At 49.0% G+C, this 22,017-nt stretch carries 15 protein-coding genes and 1 other RNA gene; 10 read left to right on the top strand and 6 right to left on the bottom strand.

Features of this window, described 5'->3' with window-relative positions:
- Window positions 1–577: 577 nt before the first annotated feature.
- The 3 genes from NH568_RS23270 to rapA form a co-directional block, all read right to left on the bottom strand.
- Entirely contained in the window at window positions 578–1,192 is a 615-nt protein-coding gene (locus NH568_RS23270) for a DUF4231 domain-containing protein (RefSeq protein WP_253111008.1), read from the bottom strand.
- 297 nt (window positions 1,193–1,489) lie between these two features.
- Window positions 1,490–2,023 carry a hypothetical protein gene (locus NH568_RS23265; RefSeq protein WP_253111005.1) on the bottom strand — a complete coding sequence of 178 codons (534 nt, stop codon included), beginning with the start codon at window positions 2,021–2,023 and terminating at the stop codon, window positions 1,490–1,492.
- A 162-nt stretch (window positions 2,024–2,185) separates the two neighbouring features.
- On the bottom strand, window positions 2,186–5,080 hold the full coding sequence (gene rapA, locus NH568_RS23260; RefSeq protein ID WP_253111001.1) for an RNA polymerase-associated protein RapA: 2,895 nt from the start codon (window positions 5,078–5,080) through the stop codon (window positions 2,186–2,188).
- A 386-nt stretch (window positions 5,081–5,466) separates the two neighbouring features.
- On the opposite strand from rapA, the gene NH568_RS23255 reads away from it, so the two are divergent.
- The 3 genes from NH568_RS23255 (at window position 5,467) to NH568_RS23245 (ending at window position 11,805) form a co-directional block, all read left to right on the top strand.
- Complete coding sequence (locus NH568_RS23255) at window positions 5,467–6,867, top strand: PhoH family protein (RefSeq protein WP_253110998.1); 1,401 nt, start codon at window positions 5,467–5,469, stop codon at window positions 6,865–6,867.
- A gap of 335 nt (window positions 6,868–7,202) precedes the next feature.
- Window positions 7,203–10,898: an ATP-binding protein gene (locus NH568_RS23250; RefSeq protein WP_253110996.1), complete on the top strand. Its 3,696-nt coding sequence runs from the start codon at window positions 7,203–7,205 to the stop codon at window positions 10,896–10,898.
- Between the two features lie 4 nt (window positions 10,899–10,902).
- Window positions 10,903–11,805 (top strand): diguanylate cyclase, encoded by a 903-nt coding sequence (locus tag NH568_RS23245; protein WP_253110994.1) that lies wholly within the window; start codon window positions 10,903–10,905, stop codon window positions 11,803–11,805.
- Window positions 11,806–11,846: 41 nt separating this feature from the next.
- Here the strand turns inward: NH568_RS23245 and NH568_RS23240 are convergent, their stop codons facing one another.
- Both NH568_RS23240 and NH568_RS23235 read right to left on the bottom strand, forming a co-directional pair.
- Window positions 11,847–12,209: a DUF3192 domain-containing protein gene (locus NH568_RS23240; RefSeq protein ID WP_253110978.1), complete on the bottom strand. Its 363-nt coding sequence runs from the start codon at window positions 12,207–12,209 to the stop codon at window positions 11,847–11,849.
- 612 nt (window positions 12,210–12,821) lie between these two features.
- Window positions 12,822–13,769, bottom strand: a complete 948-nt coding sequence (locus NH568_RS23235; protein ID WP_253110975.1) for a D-2-hydroxyacid dehydrogenase — start codon at window positions 13,767–13,769, stop codon at window positions 12,822–12,824.
- 138 nt (window positions 13,770–13,907) lie between these two features.
- On the opposite strand from NH568_RS23235, the gene zntR reads away from it, so the two are divergent.
- The 3 genes from zntR to NH568_RS23220 all read left to right on the top strand — a co-directional run bounded on the left by zntR (window position 13,908) and on the right by NH568_RS23220 (window position 16,759).
- Complete coding sequence (gene zntR / locus NH568_RS23230) at window positions 13,908–14,321, top strand: Zn(2+)-responsive transcriptional regulator (RefSeq protein ID WP_253110973.1); 414 nt, start codon at window positions 13,908–13,910, stop codon at window positions 14,319–14,321.
- Window positions 14,308–15,528: an SO_0444 family Cu/Zn efflux transporter gene (locus tag NH568_RS23225; protein ID WP_253110970.1), complete on the top strand. Its 1,221-nt coding sequence runs from the start codon at window positions 14,308–14,310 to the stop codon at window positions 15,526–15,528. The genes zntR and NH568_RS23225 overlap by 14 nt, the downstream gene beginning before the upstream one ends.
- Window positions 15,529–15,661: 133 nt before the next feature.
- Window positions 15,662–16,759, top strand: coding sequence for a 1-acyl-sn-glycerol-3-phosphate acyltransferase (locus NH568_RS23220; protein WP_253110967.1), 1,098 nt, complete (start codon window positions 15,662–15,664; stop codon window positions 16,757–16,759).
- Between the two features lie 323 nt (window positions 16,760–17,082).
- Here the strand turns inward: NH568_RS23220 and ssrS are convergent.
- Window positions 17,083–17,265, bottom strand: a non-coding RNA gene (gene ssrS / locus NH568_RS23215) — 6S RNA.
- 220 nt (window positions 17,266–17,485) lie between these two features.
- On the opposite strand from ssrS, the gene NH568_RS23210 reads away from it, so the two are divergent.
- The 4 genes from NH568_RS23210 to NH568_RS23195 are packed head-to-tail and all read left to right on the top strand — an operon-like array spanning window position 17,486 to window position 21,733.
- A complete protein-coding gene (locus NH568_RS23210) occupies window positions 17,486–18,043 on the top strand; it encodes a UPF0149 family protein (protein ID WP_046005547.1) in 558 nt (185 codons plus the stop codon).
- Window positions 18,044–18,048: 5 nt separating this feature from the next.
- A complete protein-coding gene (gene pepP, locus NH568_RS23205) occupies window positions 18,049–19,365 on the top strand; it encodes a Xaa-Pro aminopeptidase (protein WP_253111026.1) in 1,317 nt (438 codons plus the stop codon).
- Between the two features lie 19 nt (window positions 19,366–19,384).
- Window positions 19,385–20,557: a 2-octaprenyl-6-methoxyphenyl hydroxylase gene (ubiH, locus tag NH568_RS23200; RefSeq protein WP_253110964.1), complete on the top strand. Its 1,173-nt coding sequence runs from the start codon at window positions 19,385–19,387 to the stop codon at window positions 20,555–20,557.
- Window positions 20,558–20,566: 9 nt separating this feature from the next.
- Window positions 20,567–21,733 (top strand): FAD-dependent oxidoreductase, encoded by a 1,167-nt coding sequence (locus NH568_RS23195; protein WP_253110961.1) that lies wholly within the window; start codon window positions 20,567–20,569, stop codon window positions 21,731–21,733.
- The last annotated feature ends 284 nt before the right edge of the window (window positions 21,734–22,017 follow it).

Genomic DNA, 22,017 nt, shown 5'->3' with positions numbered 1-22,017 from the left:
TCCACAGCAAACTCCACAGGTTGCTGGAGGTACTAACCTTGACACACTTATGTGTCTGAGAACCATGCAATGCCCGCAAACCTGGCAGTGCGCTTAATTGCTATTGTATGACCGGTTCAGGGTGACCTGACAGGTTATATTTTTAGTTTCTTGCTAGACAATGTTGTTGATCGTAGGCCAGTTTACTGGCCTGCTTTGTGATGAACTTCTGGTTTAATTTCAGTATTGGAGCTTTAGCTTGGGTCTGTCAGCTATTTTTCCGTTCTGGCAATAAAATCGTTCATTACTATTTTCTTGAATCTAATACTACGCGTCACGTTAATACATGAGCGGACACTTCGTATGGTACTGTAGGAAGTAATCGGATGTTGGTGTGTTTTGGTTATAAGTGCAAACAGGTCAATTGCTATGTAAATCGAATTTGTCCAGACGTGGTTTTTTGTTTATACACGATACCAGTTCTATGGTTGTATCCAATCCAGATAGCAATGTACTGCAACTGAAATGCTAGGTGAAACGAAGCTCTGAACTAAGCTAGTTCTAACGCTTAAGTATATCGATTTGTTCTTTCTGACCATTATTCAATGGGTTTAACGTCGTTGAAGTTCAGATACTCTTGTATATTTTTGCCGTTCATCTCAAAAAATCGTGTATTTGCTTGCATATTTATGGCATGAGCTTGGTTCAGTAGATGCTGGGTGTGCTTATTGAGTTGCTCAATTTTAATATGATCATCATCGTTATTTTGCACTAGTTGCAAAACAGCGATATCCCACCGTCTAATTTCAGCGCCGTATGCGTATTCGGCCGATCTATATTGCCCCCATGCTTCCCCCCAGTTAAAGAATGCAGAAAAGCTTGTGCCAATCGCGACAGATAAAGACGCTATGGTTACTAACACTTCTTTATGTTTGAATGTAGCGCGAGAGAGTACTGGAATAGCAATACTCAGGACAATGACCACAGCCCCAAAAACACGATAAAACAGTCGCTCAGTATCTGCTTCCTGTTGAAACCAGTGATATTCTGCGACAACAGCTTCCCTATATTTTACGCTATTGCAAAGCGCTCGGTCTAAACTCTCTGAACTTTCTTCTTTGCAGTGGTTCTGGAAAGTTGCATTGATATCTCGTTTGTCATTATTACAACCCAATAATAAAAGTGACAGCAGAATAACCCATACAGTTTTCATCGTTTCTCCAAACTAAGCCCTGTCTTTTTCATTTTACTCAAAAAATATAGCGCTCAGTACAATTGAATTAGCTCAAAGCGCAGAGAACATCTAGATAAGTGGTAGAGCAATAATTAGACTGAAAAGTTAACAGCTTGTGGTGCTGTTAGCAAGCTACTCAAAAAGTTAGTTTTATCAAACATAAGCGCAGGTGACGGATTTAAGGTGCCCCTTCAACTGCTTTGTCAGATTCTATATGGAACTTGGTGCCACACCGGCTCCGAAAAGCTCTGCTGATGCGCCTCAGGTCGGAGGTTTTTAATGTTGGGCATTGTGTTCTATTGGCTGGCTTTTCTTACGATTGCACAATATGAATGATAGTACTATTCCTATTTCAATGTAGTGAAGTAGCGCGGCGACATTATCCCGAATGTAGAGTTTGATAATAGCATTGTCGAGCACGGAGTATTTGTATAGCAGCACTTCTATGTAAGTAACCAGATTCACAAAAATAGCCACAATAAATACGCAAATGAGTATATTCTCTCGTAGCGAAAAGCCTCTAATCCGCGCGGTAATTAGAAAATACCGAACGCCTGTTTTTTGATAAAGCCAGTTAGCAAGCTGAGTACGAAAGATCATCGGTATTAGAAATAGCAAGCTCAGAGAAGCACACCAGATATAGAAGTGAGTGTGCCAGGTTAGCACGGTAGAGAGAGTCAGAAAATCTAAGGTTTCGAGTATGCCAATTAGGGCCAGAAACCATCGAGCGCTAACATTGTACCAGCTGAGAAATACGGCAATAAAAAATGCCGCATAAAGTAAATAGTCGTTGAAATATACGATGTCCATACGGTTTGTTCAGTATCTTGATAGGGAAGAATAAGTTGTTGGCGTACTCAAATAGCGTGCTAACCTACTATCGAAGAACTAGTTTTAACTGAAGTAATAAAGCTTTGCGTCAGAGTCTTGCCTTATATTGAACAGGGTACGGCTGTACCCTGTTCTCAGGAGTTAGTGCGCTACCACTATAAGGCGGATCGCATCCAGTTTGACCTGTGCTTTGCTAATGTGCTCACTCAGTGCTGTACGTTGTTTATCGAATACCTGAATTTCTTCATCGCGGATATTCGGGTTAACGGCTTTCAGTGCCTGTAAACGAGCTTGTTCGTCACCCAATCGGGTTTCCATCTGTGCCTGCGCCGCTTGTTGCAATTCAGCCATCTGTGCTTTGGCCTGCTCTTCGGCTTTGCTGATCAGCGGGTGAATACCCGACTGCAGAGCATTGGCCAGCTTACTGGCAGTCTGGCGACCAACGGCAGAAAGCTGGTTGTTAAAGGCATCAAAGGCCACATTTTGCGCCAGGTCGTTACCGCTTTTGTCCATCAGTACTCGGATTGGTGTTGGCGGCAGGAAGCGACCAATTTGCAGTGATTTAGGCGCTGAGGTTTCGGCCACAAAGATCAGCTCAACAAAGAAAGTCCCCACTGGCAACTTGTTGTTTTTCAACAGCGCAACAGAAGCACAGCCAAAGTCGTCATCACAGATCATGTCCATCACGCCTTCAACCATAGGGTGGTCCCAGCTGATAAACTGTGCATCTTCCTGTGACAGCGAAGTGCCACGGTCAAAGGTCACGGTAATGCCATCGTCTTTCAGACATGGGAAAGACGGGTTGAGCATATGCTCTGTGGGTTTCAGGATAATGGTGTTTTCACCTTTGTCTTCCTGATTGACACCAAAGATGTCGAATACATTGATCATGTAAGTTGGCAGTACCACGTCGTCGTCCAGGGTTTCGATTTCTTCGACAATCGTGTCTGCTTTACCCATACCGCTTGAGTGCAGCTCCAGCAGGCGGTCACGGCCTTGCTCCATTTTGGCGCGTAGCACAGTGTTTTGCTTGGCGACTTGCTCAAGTAGCGGGTCCAGCTCTTCTTCGTCGCAGTTATGCGCTGCTACCAGTTCCAGCAAATCGTCTGAGAACTCTTTGTACAGTAACTGGCCGGTGGTGCTGGTGGTTTCGAAGGCATCCAGCGCTTCGTCGTACCAGCGCAATAACACTTCCTGCGCAGTGTTGGCGAAGTAAGGCACATGAATATTCACATCCTGTTGCTGACCAATACGGTCCAGGCGGCCAATACGCTGCTCCAGCAGATCCGGATTGAGTGGCAAATCAAACAGCACCAGGTGATGGGCAAACTGGAAGTTACGACCTTCCGAGCCAATTTCTGAACATAGCAGCACCTGGGCAGAGTCATATTCGTCGGCAAAGTAAGCCGCCGCACGGTCACGTTCTATAATCGACATCCCCTCGTGGAACACCGCCGACTTAATGCCTTCGCGCTCGCGCAGGGTCTGCTCCAGGCTGATGGCGGTTTGCGCTTCGGCACAGATCAGCAATACTTTTTGCTGTTTCAGCTCTTTAAGTTTGTCGATCAGCCAGGCAACGCGCGGGTCGAACTGAGTCCAGCTGGCACTCTCGCCTTCAAACTCCTGAAAGATTTTTTCCGGGAACAGGGCACGCAGCGCGCTCTTTTCAGCACTCTGAATACCGCCGATATTACCCATTACAGAGATAGCGGTTTTGTACTGCTTTGGCATGTCTACCGGGCAGGCATGCAATTTACGGCTTGGGTAGCCGTCGATACCACTGCGGCTGTTACGGAACAGAATGCGGCCTGTACCATGTCTGTCTAACAGGTTGTTCAGAAGCGTTTGCTTGGCAGTCTCTTCGCCCTGTTCAACCTGACTCAGCAGGTCGCTGATGTCGGTTTCTTTTAGCAGCTCACTCAGGGTGGCCTTGGCTTTGTCGTCAAGCTTGGCATCCTGAAGTAGTTTATTGGCGGCATCAGCTACTTCTTTGTAGTGGCTTTCTTCTTCTACGAAGGCGTCGTAATCGTAGAATCTGTCCGGGTCCAGCAATTGCAAACGGGCAAAGTGGCTGCGATGACCAAGCTGGTCAGGTGTGGCGGTAAGCAGAATAAGGCCGGCAATGTCCTGGCTCAGCTCAGCAATGCGTTGGTACTCTGTGCTGGGTTTGTCTTTTTCTACCGTCAGGTGATGAGCTTCATCCACAACCAACAGATCCCAGTCGGCCAATGTGGCTTGCTCAAACCAGCGGCGTTTCTTAGTGATAAATTCCAGGCTGACCAAAACCAGTTGCTCGGTTTCAAACACGTTTGGCGAATCCGCAAAGGCTTCGTCACAACGGTCTTCATCAAAAATAGAAAAGTGCAGGTTAAAACGGCGTAGCATCTCAACCAGCCACTGGTGTTGCAGGCTTTCTGGCACCACAATCAATACCCGGCTGGCACGGCCGGTGAGGATCTGCTGATGTAAGATCATGCCCGCTTCGATGGTTTTACCTAAGCCCACTTCGTCCGACAGCAATACCCGCGGGGCGAAACGTTTACCCACTTCGTCGGCAATATACAGCTGGTGTGGGATCAGACTGGCGCGCTGACCTATCAGACCTTTTAAATGAGACTGCTGGCGGCTGAACTGGTGTTGCCAGGTTTGATAGCGCAGGGTGTAGCGGTCGAAGCGGTCAACCTGACCTGCAAACAGGCGGTCCTGCGGCTTATTAAACTTAATAAAATGATCCAAAAAGGTTTCTTTCAGCGTGACGGATTCTTCATTATCCAGGCGTTCGCCGTGGTAACACAGGAGATCGCCTTGCTCTTCGACCTTCTCAACACGCATTTCCCATTCGTCAACACAGCGGATCACATCACCGGGATTAAAAATCACGCGAGTAACCGGGGCTTCCTGCACAGAATATACGCGGTTTTCACCGCTGGCAGGAAACAATATAGTCACCTGGCGCCCTTCCAGTGCCACTATGGTGCCCAATCCTAAATCTGATTCAGTATCACTGATCCAGCGCTGACCTAAGGAAAAATTCATGCTTGTCTCGTCTCGCGGAAAAAAGGCGGCCATGTTACCGAGAAGCACCGCCTTGTTCAAGGTTGTGAGGCATGGATAAACGTACATAAACTGTGATTTTTTTCACTTTATGCTATTGACCTGAGCCGTCGCAGGAGCTGGGACTATTTGTTGTCCTGTTTGGCGTTATTTCGGGCAGTGGCGTTTACGTCCTCACGACAAAAAATAAGCATAGCTCAGTTGCTCAAAATTGAGGTATTTAACCCAGCTCGTTCATCCTGGTACTCGACCTGACTGTCATAAAAACGACTTTTGTGACAAATAGACTAAACTTAGGGTAAGGGCACAGACTTGCGTGGCGACCAAGTCTTTGTTCAGTAGTAGTTTTCACTAAATAGGAATGCACTATGGGAAATGATGACCTCGACCGGAAAATGTATGTGTTAGATACCAACGTACTCCTTCACGAACCCCTCGCTTTCTTTTCATTTCAGGAACACGACGTAGTAATCCCCATGACAGTTCTGGAAGAGCTGGACCACATAAAAGACAGAAAACGCGATGTCAGCAGCGATGCCAGGGTGGCCATTCGTAGCCTTGACGACGTGTTACGTGATGCATCACCAGAGCAAATGCTCGAAGGTGTGGCTTTGCCTAAAGTGCAGCGCGACACACACAAACCTGCCAGCAGCGGTAGGCTGGTTGTGATCAACGACCACCTTTATCCGGATAGCATTTCCGGATTACCGGGTAACGAAAACGACCATCGTATAATTAACTGTGCCATACAGCTACAAAAGCAATACTCAGATAAAAAAGTGGTGCTGGTTACCAAAGATATCAACATGCGCCTGAAGGCCAAGGGGGCAGGACTGAAGTTTGTCGAAGATTATCGTACCGATCAGTTAATCGATGATATTAACTTATTGACCTCGGGGTATAACAAGTTTACAGGCGACTTCTGGGCCAATGTCGGTGAATGCCAGACAGAGCAGCAGGGGCGCTATACTTTGCACCAGGTACCCGCCAAGTTGATGCCCGAAGTGTTTGTTAATGAATACCTGATTGATGATGGCGAGCATTTTGCTGCGCGCGTGGTAGGGTATGACACGGAGCACGTCACGTTAAAAGACATTAGTGTAGAGCGTCTGATGCACCAGCAGGCCTGGGGTGTTTCTCCCAAGAATGTGTATCAGGGCATGGCGCTCGACGCGTTGCTGGATCCGAACATTGAACTGGTGATCCTGACCGGTCCGGCCGGGTGTGGTAAAACTTTACTGGCGCTGGCCAGTGCACTGGAGATGATCATTGAGAAGGGCGTATATGATAAAGTGATCGTGACGCGAAATACACCGGAAATCGCAGAAAGCATCGGCTTTTTACCAGGCACGGAAGAAGAAAAAATGGCGCCCTGGCTGGCGGCAATAACGGATACGTTGGAAGTACTGCACAAACACGACGAAAGCCCGATCTCTAGCCGTAATTACATTATGGAAAAGGCCAACATTCAGTTTAAGTCGGTTAACTTTATGCGTGGGCGCAGTATCCAGAACGCGGTGGTGATATTGGATGAAAGCCAGAATCTCACAGCTTCGCAGCTGAAAACCATCATCACGCGCTGTGGTGAAGGCACCAAACTTATCTGTACCGGCAACCTGGCCCAGATTGACAGTAACTACCTTACTCCGGTCACTTCAGGGCTAACCTATATTGTGGAGCGATTTAAGGACTTTGAAGGCTCCGCCACCATTAATCTCAACGGTGTGGTAAGAAGTCGTCTTGCCTCTTTTGCTGAGCAAAACCTATAGCTAAATCAACAGGTCAGCTATGGACATGGCTGGCCTGTTATGTTGCCAGAGTGCTGTTCTCTGGCCCGTTGATGGTGCCGGTTTAGTACCAACCCGCAATGATTATCATCTGCTTGTTGCTATGACTACCCCTAAAGCGATTGTGTTCACAACGGCTGTGTTTCCTCAATTTATTTTGACTGTTCAGCCGCAGCCATGTGTTTATTTGTTCAGCGTAAAGGCTATAAGACCCTCATCAAGCTTTTAGCGTCGTTCAACAGGGATCATATCCACTTGAAAGATAGCTTAGTGCTGGTTACTCTTGCTAAAACAAGGAACTAACATCGAGCCGCTGCGTGCCGGAATTTCTCCCTCTTAAGAACTATCGAAAGGCTATCAGCATTGCTTTGCTGGTGCCTATGCTACTTGCGGTGGTGCTCTGTTTTCATTTGTATCAGATCAAACTTGAACGCCAATATCAGGTGTATCAGGCTCAATTTTATGTCCTTGCAGGTCAAGTAGAGCAGGAAACGCTGGCTGCGCAGACCGTCATAACCAGTATTCGAGATAGTCTGGCTGAGCCTATTCGCTATCAGCTGGATGAAAACTGGCAACAAAATATTCGTCAGCAGGCGGGGTATTTTTATCGGCAGCTTCCCGACAATGGAGGGGAAGTTGTCGGATTGGGCAGGTTTGTGCCCACGGGCGCACTCGTTGCGCAATGGCAGCAAATCATGGCTTTGGGTCCCAGTTTTGATACTGCATTGGCCCTGATTGATGAGCTCGAAGCGGTCGTATTTATTCAGGATAATGGTTTTGCCTTTGTTAAGCGACGCGATACCAGCCAGAGCAACTTATTAACGGCCATCGTCGAATCGCGTTTTACACCGCAATTCAGTCAGGGGATCACCGCCACGAGTATGCCAACCCGGGTATTTGGCAAGCATTATTTTGCGCTCGGACAGCGCCTGGCCAGTGGCTCGCTTGCACAGATACTGCTTATCTACGATGTAGATAAATTGGCTGGTCGATTACAGCAGATGACCTTTGGTGGAGGGGAGCTGGCGTTGAAGGGCACCCAGCCGGGCGTAACGCTGGCCACCAGCAAAGCTTACCGTGAGCCAGAAGCAGACCCATCACACAATGATAAGCTTCCCTGGGAAGGTGGTGTACGTTTTAGTTATCAACCCCCGGAACAGCCTTTTACACTGCGTTTTGTTCAGAGTGAAGCAAGCTTTTCTGCGCCGGCGCGATATGAAGTATTACTCGAACTGGGTTTCCTGATCTTATTTATAGTGTCCACCTTTGCCGCTTATGTATGGCTCAACGCCCAGGTCTTTATTCGCCCCCTTAAGCACTTTGTAAAGTATCTGACCTATCAGGAAAATACTCCACAAGCGACAATGAATTATGCGGTTCCAAAAGACTGGCAGCCATGGTTTATTGAAATCAAACGGGTTGTTACACAAAAGCGCAATGCGTTACAGCAGCTTCAGGAAAACAATTTAAGGCTTGATGAACAGGTTCAGCAACAGAAGAAAGCACTTTCACGAAGCCTTGAAGCCAAAGAGCGCCAGGCCGCCTTACTTAAAACCGTACTAAATTCAGTACCTGATTTGGTTTACTATAAGAACATCGATGGTTCTTTTATTGGCTGCAATGAGGCGTTTGAGCGGTTTATTGGAGTCGCTCAGGTTGACTTGGTTGCACGTGAACATCAGGAAGTGACCGAACGACATCTGGCCTTACTGGACCTGGAACTGGCAATGAATCGGCAGGGACAAAGTCTGACTGATACACTGGTACTAGAGGGGAGCAGTTACCTGATCACGGTTTCTCCTTTATACAATGATCTGCGCAAGCGTATTGGCACCTTAGGGGTAGCTCGGGACATCAGTGAACAACAACAGGCGCTGACTGCACTCAGGGCATCGGAGCAAAATTTTAAAGCGGCTATCGAGTATGCACCAAACGGCGTGATCCTGTTGTCTATCGACCGGCTGGTACTAGAGCTCAATCGGACTGCGCGTAAGTTATTCGACCGGGTAGATATTGGCAGCAGTCTGTACAGTGTGTTTGAAGATGCAGATGTTGAAGCATTAAATGATGTACTGGATCATTGTTTACACGAGCGACAGGGAGCCAGTGAACTGAGCCTGGCTCAGCAGGATCCAAAACGCTGGCTGCACCTGAGTGTCTCTTTGGTCTGGGACAAACAGAAAAACCCAAAATACTTCGTAATTCACGTACAAAATGTCACGGCGCTCATTCGTGCCCGGCTTGATGCCGAACGGGCCAATCACGCCAAAAGTCGTTTTATTGCCAATATCAGTCATGAAATCCGTACACCGATTAATGCCATCCTGGGTCTGGTTAGCATTCTTAAACCCGCATTGGACGCAAGGGAGGAGCAGCACAAGCTGGAGCAGATTGAAAGTGCGGCCCAGCAGCTATTGGCGATGCTAAACGATATCCTCAACTTTGCCCGGCTCGAAAGTGGACAAGGTAAATCCAACAACCAGCCGTTTTGTATTGTTGACCTGATTGCCAACCTGAGTAGTTTAATTACACCTTTGAGCAGTGCTAAACAGCTGGAATTTGAGGTGGAGGTTGACCCCTTTATTTGGCCTCGCTTAATTGGCGATGAGGCACGTATTAAACTTGTGTTGATGAACCTGCTGGGGAACGCGGTGAAGTTTACTGAGCATGGCCGGGTAGGCTTGACTATGTCCCTGCAGCAGGACAGCCATGGTCCGGAGCAGGCTGTCAGGTTCTGTGTTTGGGACACAGGTCCGGGCATTAGTGAAGAAGACCAGGCTCGTTTATTTGATGCGTTTACTCAGGGGAATGAAAGTAGCTCACGTCCACATGAGGGCATTGGACTCGGGCTGGCGATAGTGAAACAGGTTCTTCAATTACTCGGGGGAGAGGTGACACTCTCGAGTACACCACAAGTAGGCAGCCGGTTTGAGTTTACTTTACGGCTAGAGCGTGCGGCACTGGCAGACAACGACAGTCTTCAATCTCTGTTTCTAATTTTGGAGCGACAGGCTCCTCTCCCTTATCTTGCTCATCAGGGTATACACCAGGGAAGTGAGACGGAATTGAACACTCTCAATACAACCAGCTCTGTTGCCTATCTGGCCTGTGACAACGCAGAGCGTGTTCGTATATTGAGTCAGACTGAGTTTGGACGGCAAGTACAGTGGTTGGTGCCTGACACAGACTCCTTTACCGACGCTCTGCCTGCAGAGTCTGATGCCATCAGGTTGTCAGCCCCCCTGTTTTATCAGAGCCTGAGTGTATGTTCACTGGAAAGGTCGGCCACCGTTTTACCAGACACCCATACCTTAACGCCTTTATTGTGTATTGTGGTGGATGATAATCCGGTGAACCTGGATATTAGCAGAACTGTACTGGAGCAGCGTGGGGCAACTGTGATTGCGCTTAGCAATGCTGAGAATATAGTGACCATTTGTCAGAAGCTGCGCCCGGATGTGGTATTGATGGACCTTTATATGCCCAATATTGACGGTTATGAGGCCAGCAGGCAACTGCGACGCCAATTCAACAGCCAGGCACTACCTATCGTAGCGCTGACCGCGAATGCTCATGAACAGGAAAAGCAGCAAGCGCTGGCGACGGGACTCAACGGATTTTTAGTGAAGCCGATCACACCTGCAGATCTATGCCTTGCACTGCTGGAATATGTGCCAGCAGGGGAAGTTGTGTTTGATTATCCGTTTGCGCTGACACAAATGATGAATAAAGACGCGCTGCTACGCACTATGCTCGAAAAGTTTGCTAAGCTTTGTGAAGAGTATATGACGAGTTTGCAGGGTGTTGAAACTGTTACGGAACTGGCGAGTCTGGCACATACCATTAAAGGGTCTGCTGCGGGTCTTGGATTACGTCGCCTGGCAGATCAGGCGCGTCAATGTGAAGCGCTGGCAAAACAAACGGATGAGGTAGCATCTGAACAGTTATGTGAGCAACTCTATACGGCTGTAGAACAAACTTTGTGTTTTATTTCGTTGTGGCTAAAAGGATAAGAAAATGCACAAATCGGCCCATATTCTGGTGTTAGACCCGGATCCCCTCAACCGGGTGGTACTACAAAATACTCTGGAAGAAACTTATTTCGTCACGCTGAGCTCATCTCAGGAGCAGGCGCAGGGGTTACTGAAAACGAATAGTATCGACCTGATCATCATGGACAATCAACAGCTCGGGGGGGCGGCAGAACCTTTTCTGCAAGCGTTGAAAGCAAATGCCGATACCGCACAGTTACCTGTTATTGTGATCTCCGCCAGTGCCAGTTTTTTGGATGAAGCAGACAGCCTTCAGCAAGGCGCGGTCGATTACATAACCAAGCCGTTTAACCCTAACATTGTGAAAGCCAGAGTAAAAATCCACCTCAGCAACAAACAGCGAAACGATCAACTGTCCCAGCAAGTTTTAATTGATAGCATGACATCGTTACCTAATCGCCGTGCACTGAATGAAACTTTGTCAACCTACTGGCGACAGTGTGCGTCGGGTGTGCGACCTTTAGCGGTATTTGTGTTGGGGGTCGATCATTTTGAACGTTACAACCAGTTATTTGGTCATGCGAGTGGCGATGAATGCCTCTGTAAAATTGCCCAAGTGGTCTCCGGTTTGATAACCAATATGGATGGATTTACAGCGCGACACGATGGCGGGCGTTTTGTTGCGTTGCTCCGTGATATCAGTGAGGTGGAAGTGCTTGAAGTGTCCGAAGCGATTCACAAAGCGGTGGCTGCGTTAGCCATACGACATCCCGCGTCGCCAACTTGCGCACATGTGACAGTGAGTGTGGGTATTTGTTATACCAAAGCCGATTTTTCCAGAGACCACAACGAGCCGTTAGATCAGGCTGCCATGGCGCTTAATGATGCGCGCGAACGCCAGCAAAAGGCAGTATTGAATGTGGTGTAACGGGTTCAGAGTACAAGACTCTGATCCCGTCAGGGCGCTGTTTACAGCAGGTGTGCCAGAGCAGTGTCACCAAAACCGACCAGTTTATTGTTTTTGAAAAGTAAGGGTGTGCACTCATCTTTTGTAACGACACCGTCGGAGTGTTTGCTGTTGGTTGCAAAGTACAGTACCTGATAAACCGTATCGTCTTTAGATACCATATCTGTGAACTCAGGGGTACCCAGTTTGTTCAGCACGTGCTGATACTCAGTGCCCATTTTGAGCTGGCTTATTTTTTCGCGATTCTGCTTTTGTTCTTTCTTCCAGCCGTGGTGACCGTTATATTCGCCATCTGTGACTGCAACAACACAGCCAGTTAGTGCGGTTGAACTTAATAGCGCAGTTGCAATTAGTAATTTTTTCATCGTTATATCCCAGGCTAAGCCGTCTTTATTTTCTTTGAGTTGTATACAGCAAAGAGTTTGCCAACTTTTAAATTATTATAAATCAAGCGGTTATGTTTTTCGATAAGGAGGTGACTATTATGAAATGCGATATTTTGAATGAATTAACCAATAGTTGGTTAAAAGCACGAACTTATCACCACACACCCTCATACATCCACCGCCAGTCACCTCTAACTCAATGCGGGAACTACTTAGAAGCGACTCAGGAATGACGCCAATTGCACCTATTCTCGCATACACCGTCTGTCATCCCGCACTCGATGCGGGAACTACTTAAAAGCGACTCAGGAATGACACCAATAACACCTATTCCCACATACACAGCCTGTCATCCCGCACTCGATGCGGGAACTTCCAACAGGCGACGTGGTGACTAAAAATACGCTTACGCTGAATTCAAATAGTTCCCGGCTCGCAGGCCGGGATGACGGCGTGTAGGCATGCCGATTAGGAGCAATGATAGACAGAGCTTAAAGGGGCAGGCGACTCAGGAGTGACACCAATAGTGATTTACATCAATGATGATTTACACCAATGACACCCATTCCTATATAGCCGTACGCCACTGTGTTACACCAGCCGGTTATGCTCGCGCCCCTGTAAAAAGCTGCCAATATTCTCGGCTATGCCCTGGATCAGGCGGGTGATTGACTCCTGGCTGGCCCAGGCCGTGTGCGGAGTCAGTAACAAGTTATCCCCCTGATACTGCACTAGTGGGTTATCAGCTGCTGCGGGCTCCACGCTGAGTACATCCACGCCGGCACCGAGTAGCCGCTTGCTGGCAAGCGCATCCGCCAGTGCCTGTTCATTGACAATGCCACCGCGTGCCGTATTCATTAAGATGGCATGAGCCGGGAGCAGTGCCAGGGTATCGGTATCGAACAAATCGCGCGTGGTGTCGGTCAAAGGGCAATGAATGGAAACAATATCGGCATTGCGCAGTGCTTCGGTAAATTCAACGCGTTCGGCACGCACTGTCTCTTGTCCCGGGCGCTCTGCAATCACTACTTCGGCTCCAAAGGCGCTGGCGACCTTAGCAACCGCCTGGCCAAGGTTACCATAGCCGACTATCACAAAGCGTTTGCCCGACAAATCGTGAATTGGGTAGTTCAGACGACAAAACAGTTCGCTGCGTTGCCAGGCACCATTGGCACAATCCTGCGCGTAGCGGTGAATATTACTCATCAGATTGCCAAGCAGTGTAAAAGTATGTAACACCACTGAAGGTGTGGAGTAGCCAGCCACGTTAGTCACCGCAATATTGTGGGTACGAGCTGCTTCAAGGTCGATATTATTGGTGCCGGTTGCGGCCACGCAGATCAATCTGAGGGTCGGCAGCTGGCTCAGAGTATCGGCATTGAGCACCACCTTGTTGGTCACCACCACATCTGCGCTCTGTATACGTGACATCAGCTGTTCAGCTGAGGTGGTATCGTACTGGGTGACTGTGCCAAACTCTCTGAGCGGATCCAAGCTAACACCCGCCAGTGTGGCGGCATCTAAAACAACAATATTCATGGTGAGCAAACATTCCTTACTAACAGATGGCGCCGAGTGTATCATTTTTATTGCCAAAGTTTATCTTTGTGCTTGACCTTGAACTCAACTCTAAGGTTTATACTGTGATCAGATTCATAAAGAACGGCAAAACTGACTATGTATAAGATTGGCCATATTGCAAAACAATTGAATGTGTCTACCGACACACTGCGTTATTATGAGCGTCAGGGTCTGTTGCAGGCCAGTGTTCGCAGCCCGGCAGGTTACCGGTTATATGACGATAGCGCGCTTGAGCAGATGCGTTTTATTGTGCGGGCAAAGGCAGTGGGCTTCAGTCTCAAAGATATTCAGGAACTGCTGACCATTAAAATTGATAAACACAATCACAGCTGTGAAGAAGTGAAATCACTGACGTTACAGAAGCTGGCACAAACCCGGCAGAGAATTGAAGAATTACTGAAATTCGAGCGCTCACTGAGCGTGCTGGCCGAGCGTTGCTGTGGCGGCGAAGAAAGTGCTGATGATTGTTCTATTTTAACCGCGTTGGAGGATATAGATGGCTCTGCTTGATAACTTTTGGCAACTCTTTTTGGTTTCAGCGCCCTGGCTGATGCTGGGCCTGTTACTTGCGGGGTTGCTTAACGTATTTATTCCAAAAGATTTCTTACGAAAGCACCTGGGTAAAGAAGGGCTCTGGACGACCATTAAAGCGGCTCTGATAGGTGCGCCTATGCCGTTGTGTTCTTGTGGCGTAATCCCGGCCGCCATCGGGTTGCGTCGTGCCGGCGGGTCCAAAAGTGCCACTACTGCCTTTTTGGTATCGACACCCGAAACCGGGGTGGATTCTATCTCGGTTTCTTACGCACTGCTTGGGCCTTTTATGGCCGTGATCCGGCCTCTTGCCGCGGTAGCCAGTGCTATCACCGCCGGTGTGCTGGTTGGCAAAGATGAGCGCAATGCAACGCCGCCCGCCGTAAGCGCCTCAGACAGTGGCTGCTGTGGCAGCTCAGTAAAAAAAGTAGAACCTGAAAAAAGTAGTTGCTGTGCCAGTGAACAAGTCGCTGAACCTGCGCAGTCTGCCAGCTGTTGTGATAGCCAAGCTAAGGTAGAACCGGCATCACACACTAGCTGTTGCGACAGTAAGCCTGAACAAAAGTCCGCCGAGCAGGTTGTATCCTGTTGTGCATCCGCGCAAGCTAAGCCCGGGCTGTGGCAAAAGTTAACGTCCGCCGTGCAATTTAGCTGTAACAAATTGTTAGCCGATACTATGCAATGGCTACTGATTGGTCTATTCTTTGCTGCCTTAGTGCAAACCTATGTTCCCGAAGCCTTTTTAGCACAGTGGGGCAATGGCATCCTGGCCATGATTGTGGTCATTCTGGTCAGTATTCCAATGTACATATGTGCCACAGCATCGACGCCAATCGCTGCGGGATTATTATTGGCGGGCGTCTCTCCTGGTGCTGTGCTGGTCTTTATGCTGGCAGGTCCCGCCACCAACGTTGCCACCATAGGCGTGGTCGCTAAAGAGCTGGGCCGTCGCGCGGTGTTTGCTTATCTGGGGGCAGTCATTGGTGTCGCAATTGTATTCGGGTTTTTGACCAACTGGCTGGTGGCACAGTTTGGCTTTACAGTGGCCCCTATGATGGGGCATGACCATGAAGTCTTACCATACTGGTTGACGCTGGGGTCAGGCGTGGTATTGGCCCTGCTGATGGCAAGGTTGATGTTGTTGGGTATTAAACAACGCTTTACGCCCACTCAGGCCTCAGCGTAACAGCAGGTGCCTGCATGATGAAACAAGTGATGCAGGCGCTTCTGGTCAGACTTGATATTCTTAGCTTCCGATCAGGCTGCACGATAGAATAAGACGTTTTGATGACAACCACCCAATAATAAAGAGTAGTTTAGTGGATAAATACGCAGATATCAGACCTTACAATGACGATGAAGTCCCCGCAGCTTTGCAGCGTTTGCTGGACGATGATCAGTTTATTGATGTGATTGCGGAGCATAACCTGCCCAAATGGCTGGCAGGATGGGAGCTGATATCCCGGCCACTGGTGCGCAGCCGGTTGAAGAAAAAGTGGCAGTCTGTCACCAATGTTGAAGCGGTTCAGAATGAAGTGGCCGGTTATCTGTCGATGCTGATTGAGCGTACAACCAGTAAAGTCACCTATTCTGGCCTGGACAAGCTTGAAAAGCAGGGCGCCTATCTGTTTATCTCTAACCACAGAGACATAGTCCTTGACCCGGCACTGGTCAACTGGGGGCTGCATCAGCAAAAAATGCAAACCGTGCGGATCGCCATTGGCGATAACCTGCTTCAGGTGCCTTATATCACAGAGCTGATGCGCCTGAATAAGAGCTTTATTGTGAAGCGCTCAGCCAAAGCGCCAAAAGAAATGCTGCGTGCCTTATCTCAGCTGTCAGCTTATATTTATGATTCGCTGGATGAAGGCAATTCAATCTGGATTGCACAAAAAGAAGGCCGTGCCAAAGATGGTGTCGACTTTACCGACCCGGCATTGCTGAAAATGTTGCAGTTGAATGGGCGTAAGCTAAAACTGCCGTTTGCCGAATATGTACGCCAGCTGAAGATTGTCCCTGTGTCGATTTCTTACCAGTACGAGCCCTGCGCCGTGTCAAAAGCCCGCGAGTTGTACCATAAACAGCAGTTCGGTGAATATGTGAAAGCCGAAGGCGAAGACATCAGTAGCATCATCGAAGGGTTCAGCAGTGATAAGGGCCATGTGCATGTGGCGTTTGGCACGCCCATAGACGAAGAGTTTGAAACGCCGGAACAGCTGGCCGAAATCGTCGATCAGCAGATTGTCAGCAAGTATTATCTGCATTCGAGCAACTACCTGGCCGCCGGCGATGAAAGCCAGAGCAGCGAGCTGGAGAAAAACCGTTTTATGGAAGCGCTGGAGCAAGTACCGGAAGAGTTACGCCAGCTGGTGTTGTCCATATACGCACAGCCTGCCAAACGCAAGTTGTCGCAGTAATGATACCAATTTCACCTAATACCTGTTCAATTTGACGGAGCAAATATGACGCTAACGGCGTTAAAAATTTCTTATTTAGAACCTTTACCGAAGGTATAAGTTCGAAAATTTTTGCCTTGCCTACATGGACGTAGGTACCTCAGCGATAGCAGGACGCGTGAGCGGTGTTATCGAACATATTTTCTCGCCTCAAAATAGAACACTTAATTAAGCAAATTGGTATAATCTAAAGCGCCTTTCGGGGCGTTTTTTTATACCTGGCTGGTTTTTAATATCTGAATGATGGTGCAAGGAATGGCGATGCTTTTGCAGCAAAAAGAAAAGGTGTCCCCGGCAACGCGGATGCAGATGTCAGTCCTTGAACCCTAAGGTTCAAGGCGGAAAGCAACAGCCTACCGTAGGCTTCTCGGTACCTGCCGAGCCTGCGCAATAGTAAGCAAACTGCGTTCCTAAGAAAAAGTTATCGGCTCAGGGACATCATCCACTGTCCAACGTGCTAGGGAACGATTTCAGTATATAAGACCCAGCCGCATCTAGAAACCTTTATCGGCAAATATCCGTAAAAAGTCGTCCGACTGGCCGCGATTCATGCACTTTTTGTATGGCATCTGAACAATGCAAAAAAGTGCGTAGATTATTTGTACACGAACAGACAAGTCATTGCTGTTGCTATACTTCGGGTGGTAGCATTAACTAAGCAGATCAAAGCAAACGAGAACATTATCCATGAGTGAATTAAGAGATTATCAGCAAGCACAGCTACTGCTGGAACAACACGATATCTACATTGCCCCGGCTGAGGTGCACGGTACCATCAGCGGTTTACTGGCATGTGGCCTGAATATCGAAGAGCAGGAGTACCTGGGGCTGCTGAGTGATGTCTTTAACGATGGTCAGAAGTTTGCAGCGCCACTGAAAGAATTTTTTGCCGAGCTATACAAACTAGTCGTTGCACATTTTAATGATCCAGAGCACCTGTTTGAGCTGTATCTACCAATGGAAGAAAGCCTGAGCGACCAGGCAAATGCCTTGGTGGCTTGGGTGTCCGGGTTTTTACTGGGCTTTGGCCTGAAGCAAAAAGACTATGGTAAGTTTTCGGCCGACGTAAAGGAAGTGATTGGTGATTTTAGCGAAATCACTAAACTAGATACCCATTTTGACGAAAGTGAAGAAGACAAACAGGCACTACATGAGGTGATTGAATACATCCGCGTGTCTGCACTGTTGTGTTTTGCTGAGCTAGGCAAAGACGCTGCTTCACCAACCTCTAAAACAGTGCATTAATTATGATGATAGCCAATCAGGAATTTGTAACGCGCCGCACTGAACTGCTGGCGCAGATGGATAACAATGCGGTAGCAGTGATCCCCGCTGCCGTTGAGCTCACCCGCAGCCGTGATACTGAGTATCCGTTCCGTCAGGACAGTGACTTTTTTTACCTGACCGGGTTTAAAGAGCCTGATGCGGTACTTGTGCTGAGTAAAGACAAAGACGGCGCAACACAGCAAACGCTGTTTTGTCGTAACAAAGACAAATTAGCCGAGATTTGGCACGGCCGCCGCATGGGCCACGAAAAAGCCAAAACCGCCTTAGAACTGGACCAGACCTTTCCACTGAGTGAGCTGGAAGAGGAACTGTTGACCCTGGTTAACGGTCGCAAGGTACTTTACTACGGACAGGGCACATATGGTGCGTTTGACGATAAAATCTGGGCCTTACTTGGCACTTTGCGTGGCGCGCCGAAAAAAGGCTACCGGGCACCAGAAATCATTAAGGATGTGCGCCCGTTACTACACGAAATGCGCCTGTTTAAATCAGAAGCTGAAATTGCAGTGATGCGCAAAGCAGGCGAGATCAGTGCAGACGCCCATAAACGTGCCATGCAGTTTGCAAAGCCCGGTGCCACCGAGTTCCAGCTGGAAGCCGAAATTCACCATCATTACGCCATGAACGGGGCCCGTCACCCAGCCTATGGCACCATAGTTGGTTCGGGTAATAATGCCAATATTTTACACTATACCGACAACTGCGATGAATTAACGGACGGAGATTTGATCCTGATCGACTCTGGCTGTGAACTTGAAGGGTATGCTGCCGACATTACGCGTACCTTCCCGGTAAATGGTCGCTTCAGTGCACCGCAAAAAGCGGTGTATGAGCTGGTACTGGCCTCTCAACAGGCGGCCTTTGAACAGGTTAAGCCGGGCGGTACTTTGGTTAAAGCCAATGAAGCCGCTATGCGGGTGATGACCGAAGGGCTGATAGAGCTGGGTATTCTGGCTGGCGAAGTCGACGAGTTACTCGACAAGCAAGCCTGTAAAGCTTTTTATATGCATGGCCTGGGCCACTGGCTGGGGCTGGATGTGCACGATGTGGGCGAATACAAGCTGGATGAAGCCGACAGACCGTTTGAGCCTGGTATGGTGCTGACCATAGAGCCGGGCCTGTACTTTGACGAAGATGCCGAAGTACCTGAGCAATTTAAGGGCATTGGCGTGCGCATTGAAGATGACTTACTGATCACCGCGAATGGCTTTGAAAACCTCACCGCAGGGGTGCCTAAAACCATTGCTGAGATTGAAGCCTTAATGCGCTCAGGCGAATAAATACAAGCAGGAGCAACACTTGCAACACTTTGATGTGTTAATCGTGGGTGGTGGTATGGCCGGTGCCACCGCTGCCGTCACGATCAAAAAACAGCTTCCCGACAGCCGCATCGCGGTGATTGAAGCCTTTGAGCCTAAAGCGGCGCATCATCCCAGCTTTGACGACCGTAGTCTGGCACTGGCTGAGCAGTCGGTTTCTTATCTGAGTAAACTGGGGTTGTTTGATCCGCACTGGACGTTTGCAGAGCCGATCACTCAGGTGCATGTATCTGACCGAGGTCACTTTGGCAAAACCACGATTACCCATGATGAATTTGCTGTTGAGGCGCTGGGTTATGTGGTCGAAGTGAATCCTTACGGCGCGTATTTGCATCAGCAACTGAGCAAACTGGACATTGCGTTGTATTGCCCGGCCAAAATTACCAGCTTACATCAGCAGCAGGCGCAGGTCGATGTGGTGCTCGACAGTGGTGAAACTCTGTCGGGTAAACTCTTGGTGGTGGCTGATGGCGCGCAATCGCCTACTCGCAGTAAGCTGAATATTGGCTTTGACAGCGTGGCCTATGAACAGGGCGCCCTGATAGCAAACGTGCAGGTAAGCGATAATCATCAGGGGCAGGCGTTTGAACGCTTTACCGAGCATGGCCCGATGGCCCTGCTGCCGATGAGCAACAACCGCTACTCTCTGGTGTGGTGTATGCCGCAGCAGGAGCTCGATACGTTGCGAGAGTGTGATGAGGCGGAATTCCTGACGCGCCTGCAGAGTGCATTTGGCTATCGCGCCGGGATGTTTGAACGGGTTGGCAGACGCACAAGTTACCCACTGGTTTTGGGTCGGGTTGAGCAGCTGGTGCATCATCGCTGTGTGCTCATTGGTAATGCTGCGCATGCCATTCACCCTATTGCAGGTCAGGGCTTTAACCTGGGATTGCGTGATATTCAGGCGCTGGTTACACAGCTACTACAGACAGACCGAGAGCTGTGGGGCAATCACGCGTTCACACAAGACTATAAAACTGCACGTGAGTCAGACATAAACCGTGTCATGACGCTGACCGACTCTTTGGTCAGACTGTTTTCTAATGATTCCCGTATGCTGGCACTGGGGCGCAGTTGTGGTCTGTTGTCGATGAGCCTGTTCTCACAACTGAAAGCGCCACTGGCGCGACAACTCATGGGACGAACCCTGTAAGGAATAATCATGCAGCAAGTACAAGTGTGCATAGTCGGTGGTGGGTGTGTAGGCCTGGCACTGGCGCTGGGTCTGGCAAAGAATAATATCTCGGTGATGGTACTGGATGCCGGTCCTGAGCCTCAGCCACTGAGCGAGACTTATGGTGCGCGAGTCAGTGCCATCAGTTTGGCCAGCCAGAGTCTGTTTGAGTCTTTAGGCGTGTGGGATGCCATTAAGGCGCAGCGGGCCACGGCTTATCGCAAGATGTCGGTGTGCGACGCCGACAGTTTTGGCAGTATTCAGTTTAATGCACAGCAGCTGGCTCTGCCTGAGCTGGGCCATATTATCGAAAACGATGCTATCCGTTTTGCTTTATACCAGGCTCTGCAGCAGCACAGTCAGGCGAGTTTACTGTTTGGCAGCCGTTATCAGTCTATTCATCAGACTGACAGCGATGTGCTGATCACGCTGGAGCAGGGCACACCTGTTATGGCCAAACTGCTGGTTGCAGCAGACGGTGCCAACTCAGGGGTACGTAGCCAGTTTAATCTGCCGATCAGCTTCTGGGATTACGACCATCATGCTATTGTGGCCACCATCAAAACAGAGCAACCACACGATGCGACTGCGCGTCAGGTGTTCCTGCCGGATGGTCCTCTGGCGTTGTTGCCTTTGTCTGATCCCCATACTCAATCAATCGTCTGGTCTACGGCACCTGAACACGCCCGCGAGTTGATGGCTATGGACGAGCAGAGCTTTAATAAAGCTTTAAGCGCGGCCAGTGACCTGCAATGCGGTTTGTGTAAGGTTCAGGGCGAGCGAGCGGTATTCCCGCTGACCATGCGCTACGCACAGCAGTGGCTGACCGGCAAAGTGGTGTTAATGGGCGATGCCGCACATACTATTCATCCGCTTGCCGGACTGGGGATGAACCTGGGCCTTAAAGATGCTGCACACCTGATAAAAGCACTGAGCGAAGACAACGAGGAGTTCGCCTCTCATCGTACTTTGCGTGAGTACGAACGAACCCGCAAACTCGATGCACAAAAACACATTGCCATGATGCAGGGCTTAAAAGAGTTGTTCAGCGGCAATCATCCGCTGAAAAAGTTAGTCCGTGGTGTGGGTCTGAATATAGTAGATAACCTCGGCCCCATTAAAGACCTATTTGTACAACAAGCCATCGGCGAATAGCCATTACTGAAGGGCTGCTTGATGCCAAACAAGCAGCCCGCTTACAACCGTAGGGGTAAGCATCAAGCGAGCAAGTCCAATACGTTTTATCGTGTATTCATTCACCGTTATACAGCACCCACCTCCAGTCATCCCGCACTTGATGCGGGATCTACTTACAGACGACATGTTGGCCAAAAAATACACCTGCGCTGAACTCAAATAGTTCCCGGCTCGGGGGCCGGGATGACGGCGTGTAGTCATGCCGATTAGGAGCAATGATAAACAGAGCGTAAAGGGGCTAG

Origin of the sequence: Pseudoalteromonas sp. XMcav2-N, from assembly GCF_024124545.1 — a bacterium.
Taxonomy (GTDB): Bacteria; Pseudomonadota; Gammaproteobacteria; order Enterobacterales; family Alteromonadaceae; genus Pseudoalteromonas.
Note: the sequence above shows the minus strand (reverse complement) of the source record. Positions and strands in the feature narration are given on the sequence as shown.

Excerpts from the sequence above, each read along its gene's own strand:
- NH568_RS23270 (WP_253111008.1), bottom strand. The coding sequence starts at position 1,192 with ATGAAAACTGTATGGGTTATTCTGCTGTCACTTTTATTATTGGGTTGT.
- NH568_RS23265 (WP_253111005.1), bottom strand. The coding sequence starts at position 2,023 with ATGGACATCGTATATTTCAACGACTATTTACTTTATGCGGCATTTTTT.
- rapA (WP_253111001.1), bottom strand. The coding sequence starts at position 5,080 with ATGAATTTTTCCTTAGGTCAGCGCTGGATCAGTGATACTGAATCAGAT.
- NH568_RS23255 (WP_253110998.1), top strand. The coding sequence starts at position 5,467 with ATGGGAAATGATGACCTCGACCGGAAAATGTATGTGTTAGATACCAAC.
- NH568_RS23245 (WP_253110994.1), top strand. The coding sequence starts at position 10,903 with ATGCACAAATCGGCCCATATTCTGGTGTTAGACCCGGATCCCCTCAAC.
- NH568_RS23240 (WP_253110978.1), bottom strand. The coding sequence starts at position 12,209 with ATGAAAAAATTACTAATTGCAACTGCGCTATTAAGTTCAACCGCACTA.
- NH568_RS23235 (WP_253110975.1), bottom strand. The coding sequence starts at position 13,769 with ATGAATATTGTTGTTTTAGATGCCGCCACACTGGCGGGTGTTAGCTTG.
- zntR (WP_253110973.1), top strand. The coding sequence starts at position 13,908 with ATGTATAAGATTGGCCATATTGCAAAACAATTGAATGTGTCTACCGAC.
- NH568_RS23225 (WP_253110970.1), top strand. The coding sequence starts at position 14,308 with ATGGCTCTGCTTGATAACTTTTGGCAACTCTTTTTGGTTTCAGCGCCC.
- NH568_RS23210 (WP_046005547.1), top strand. The coding sequence starts at position 17,486 with ATGAGTGAATTAAGAGATTATCAGCAAGCACAGCTACTGCTGGAACAA.
- pepP (WP_253111026.1), top strand. The coding sequence starts at position 18,049 with ATGATAGCCAATCAGGAATTTGTAACGCGCCGCACTGAACTGCTGGCG.
- NH568_RS23195 (WP_253110961.1), top strand. The coding sequence starts at position 20,567 with ATGCAGCAAGTACAAGTGTGCATAGTCGGTGGTGGGTGTGTAGGCCTG.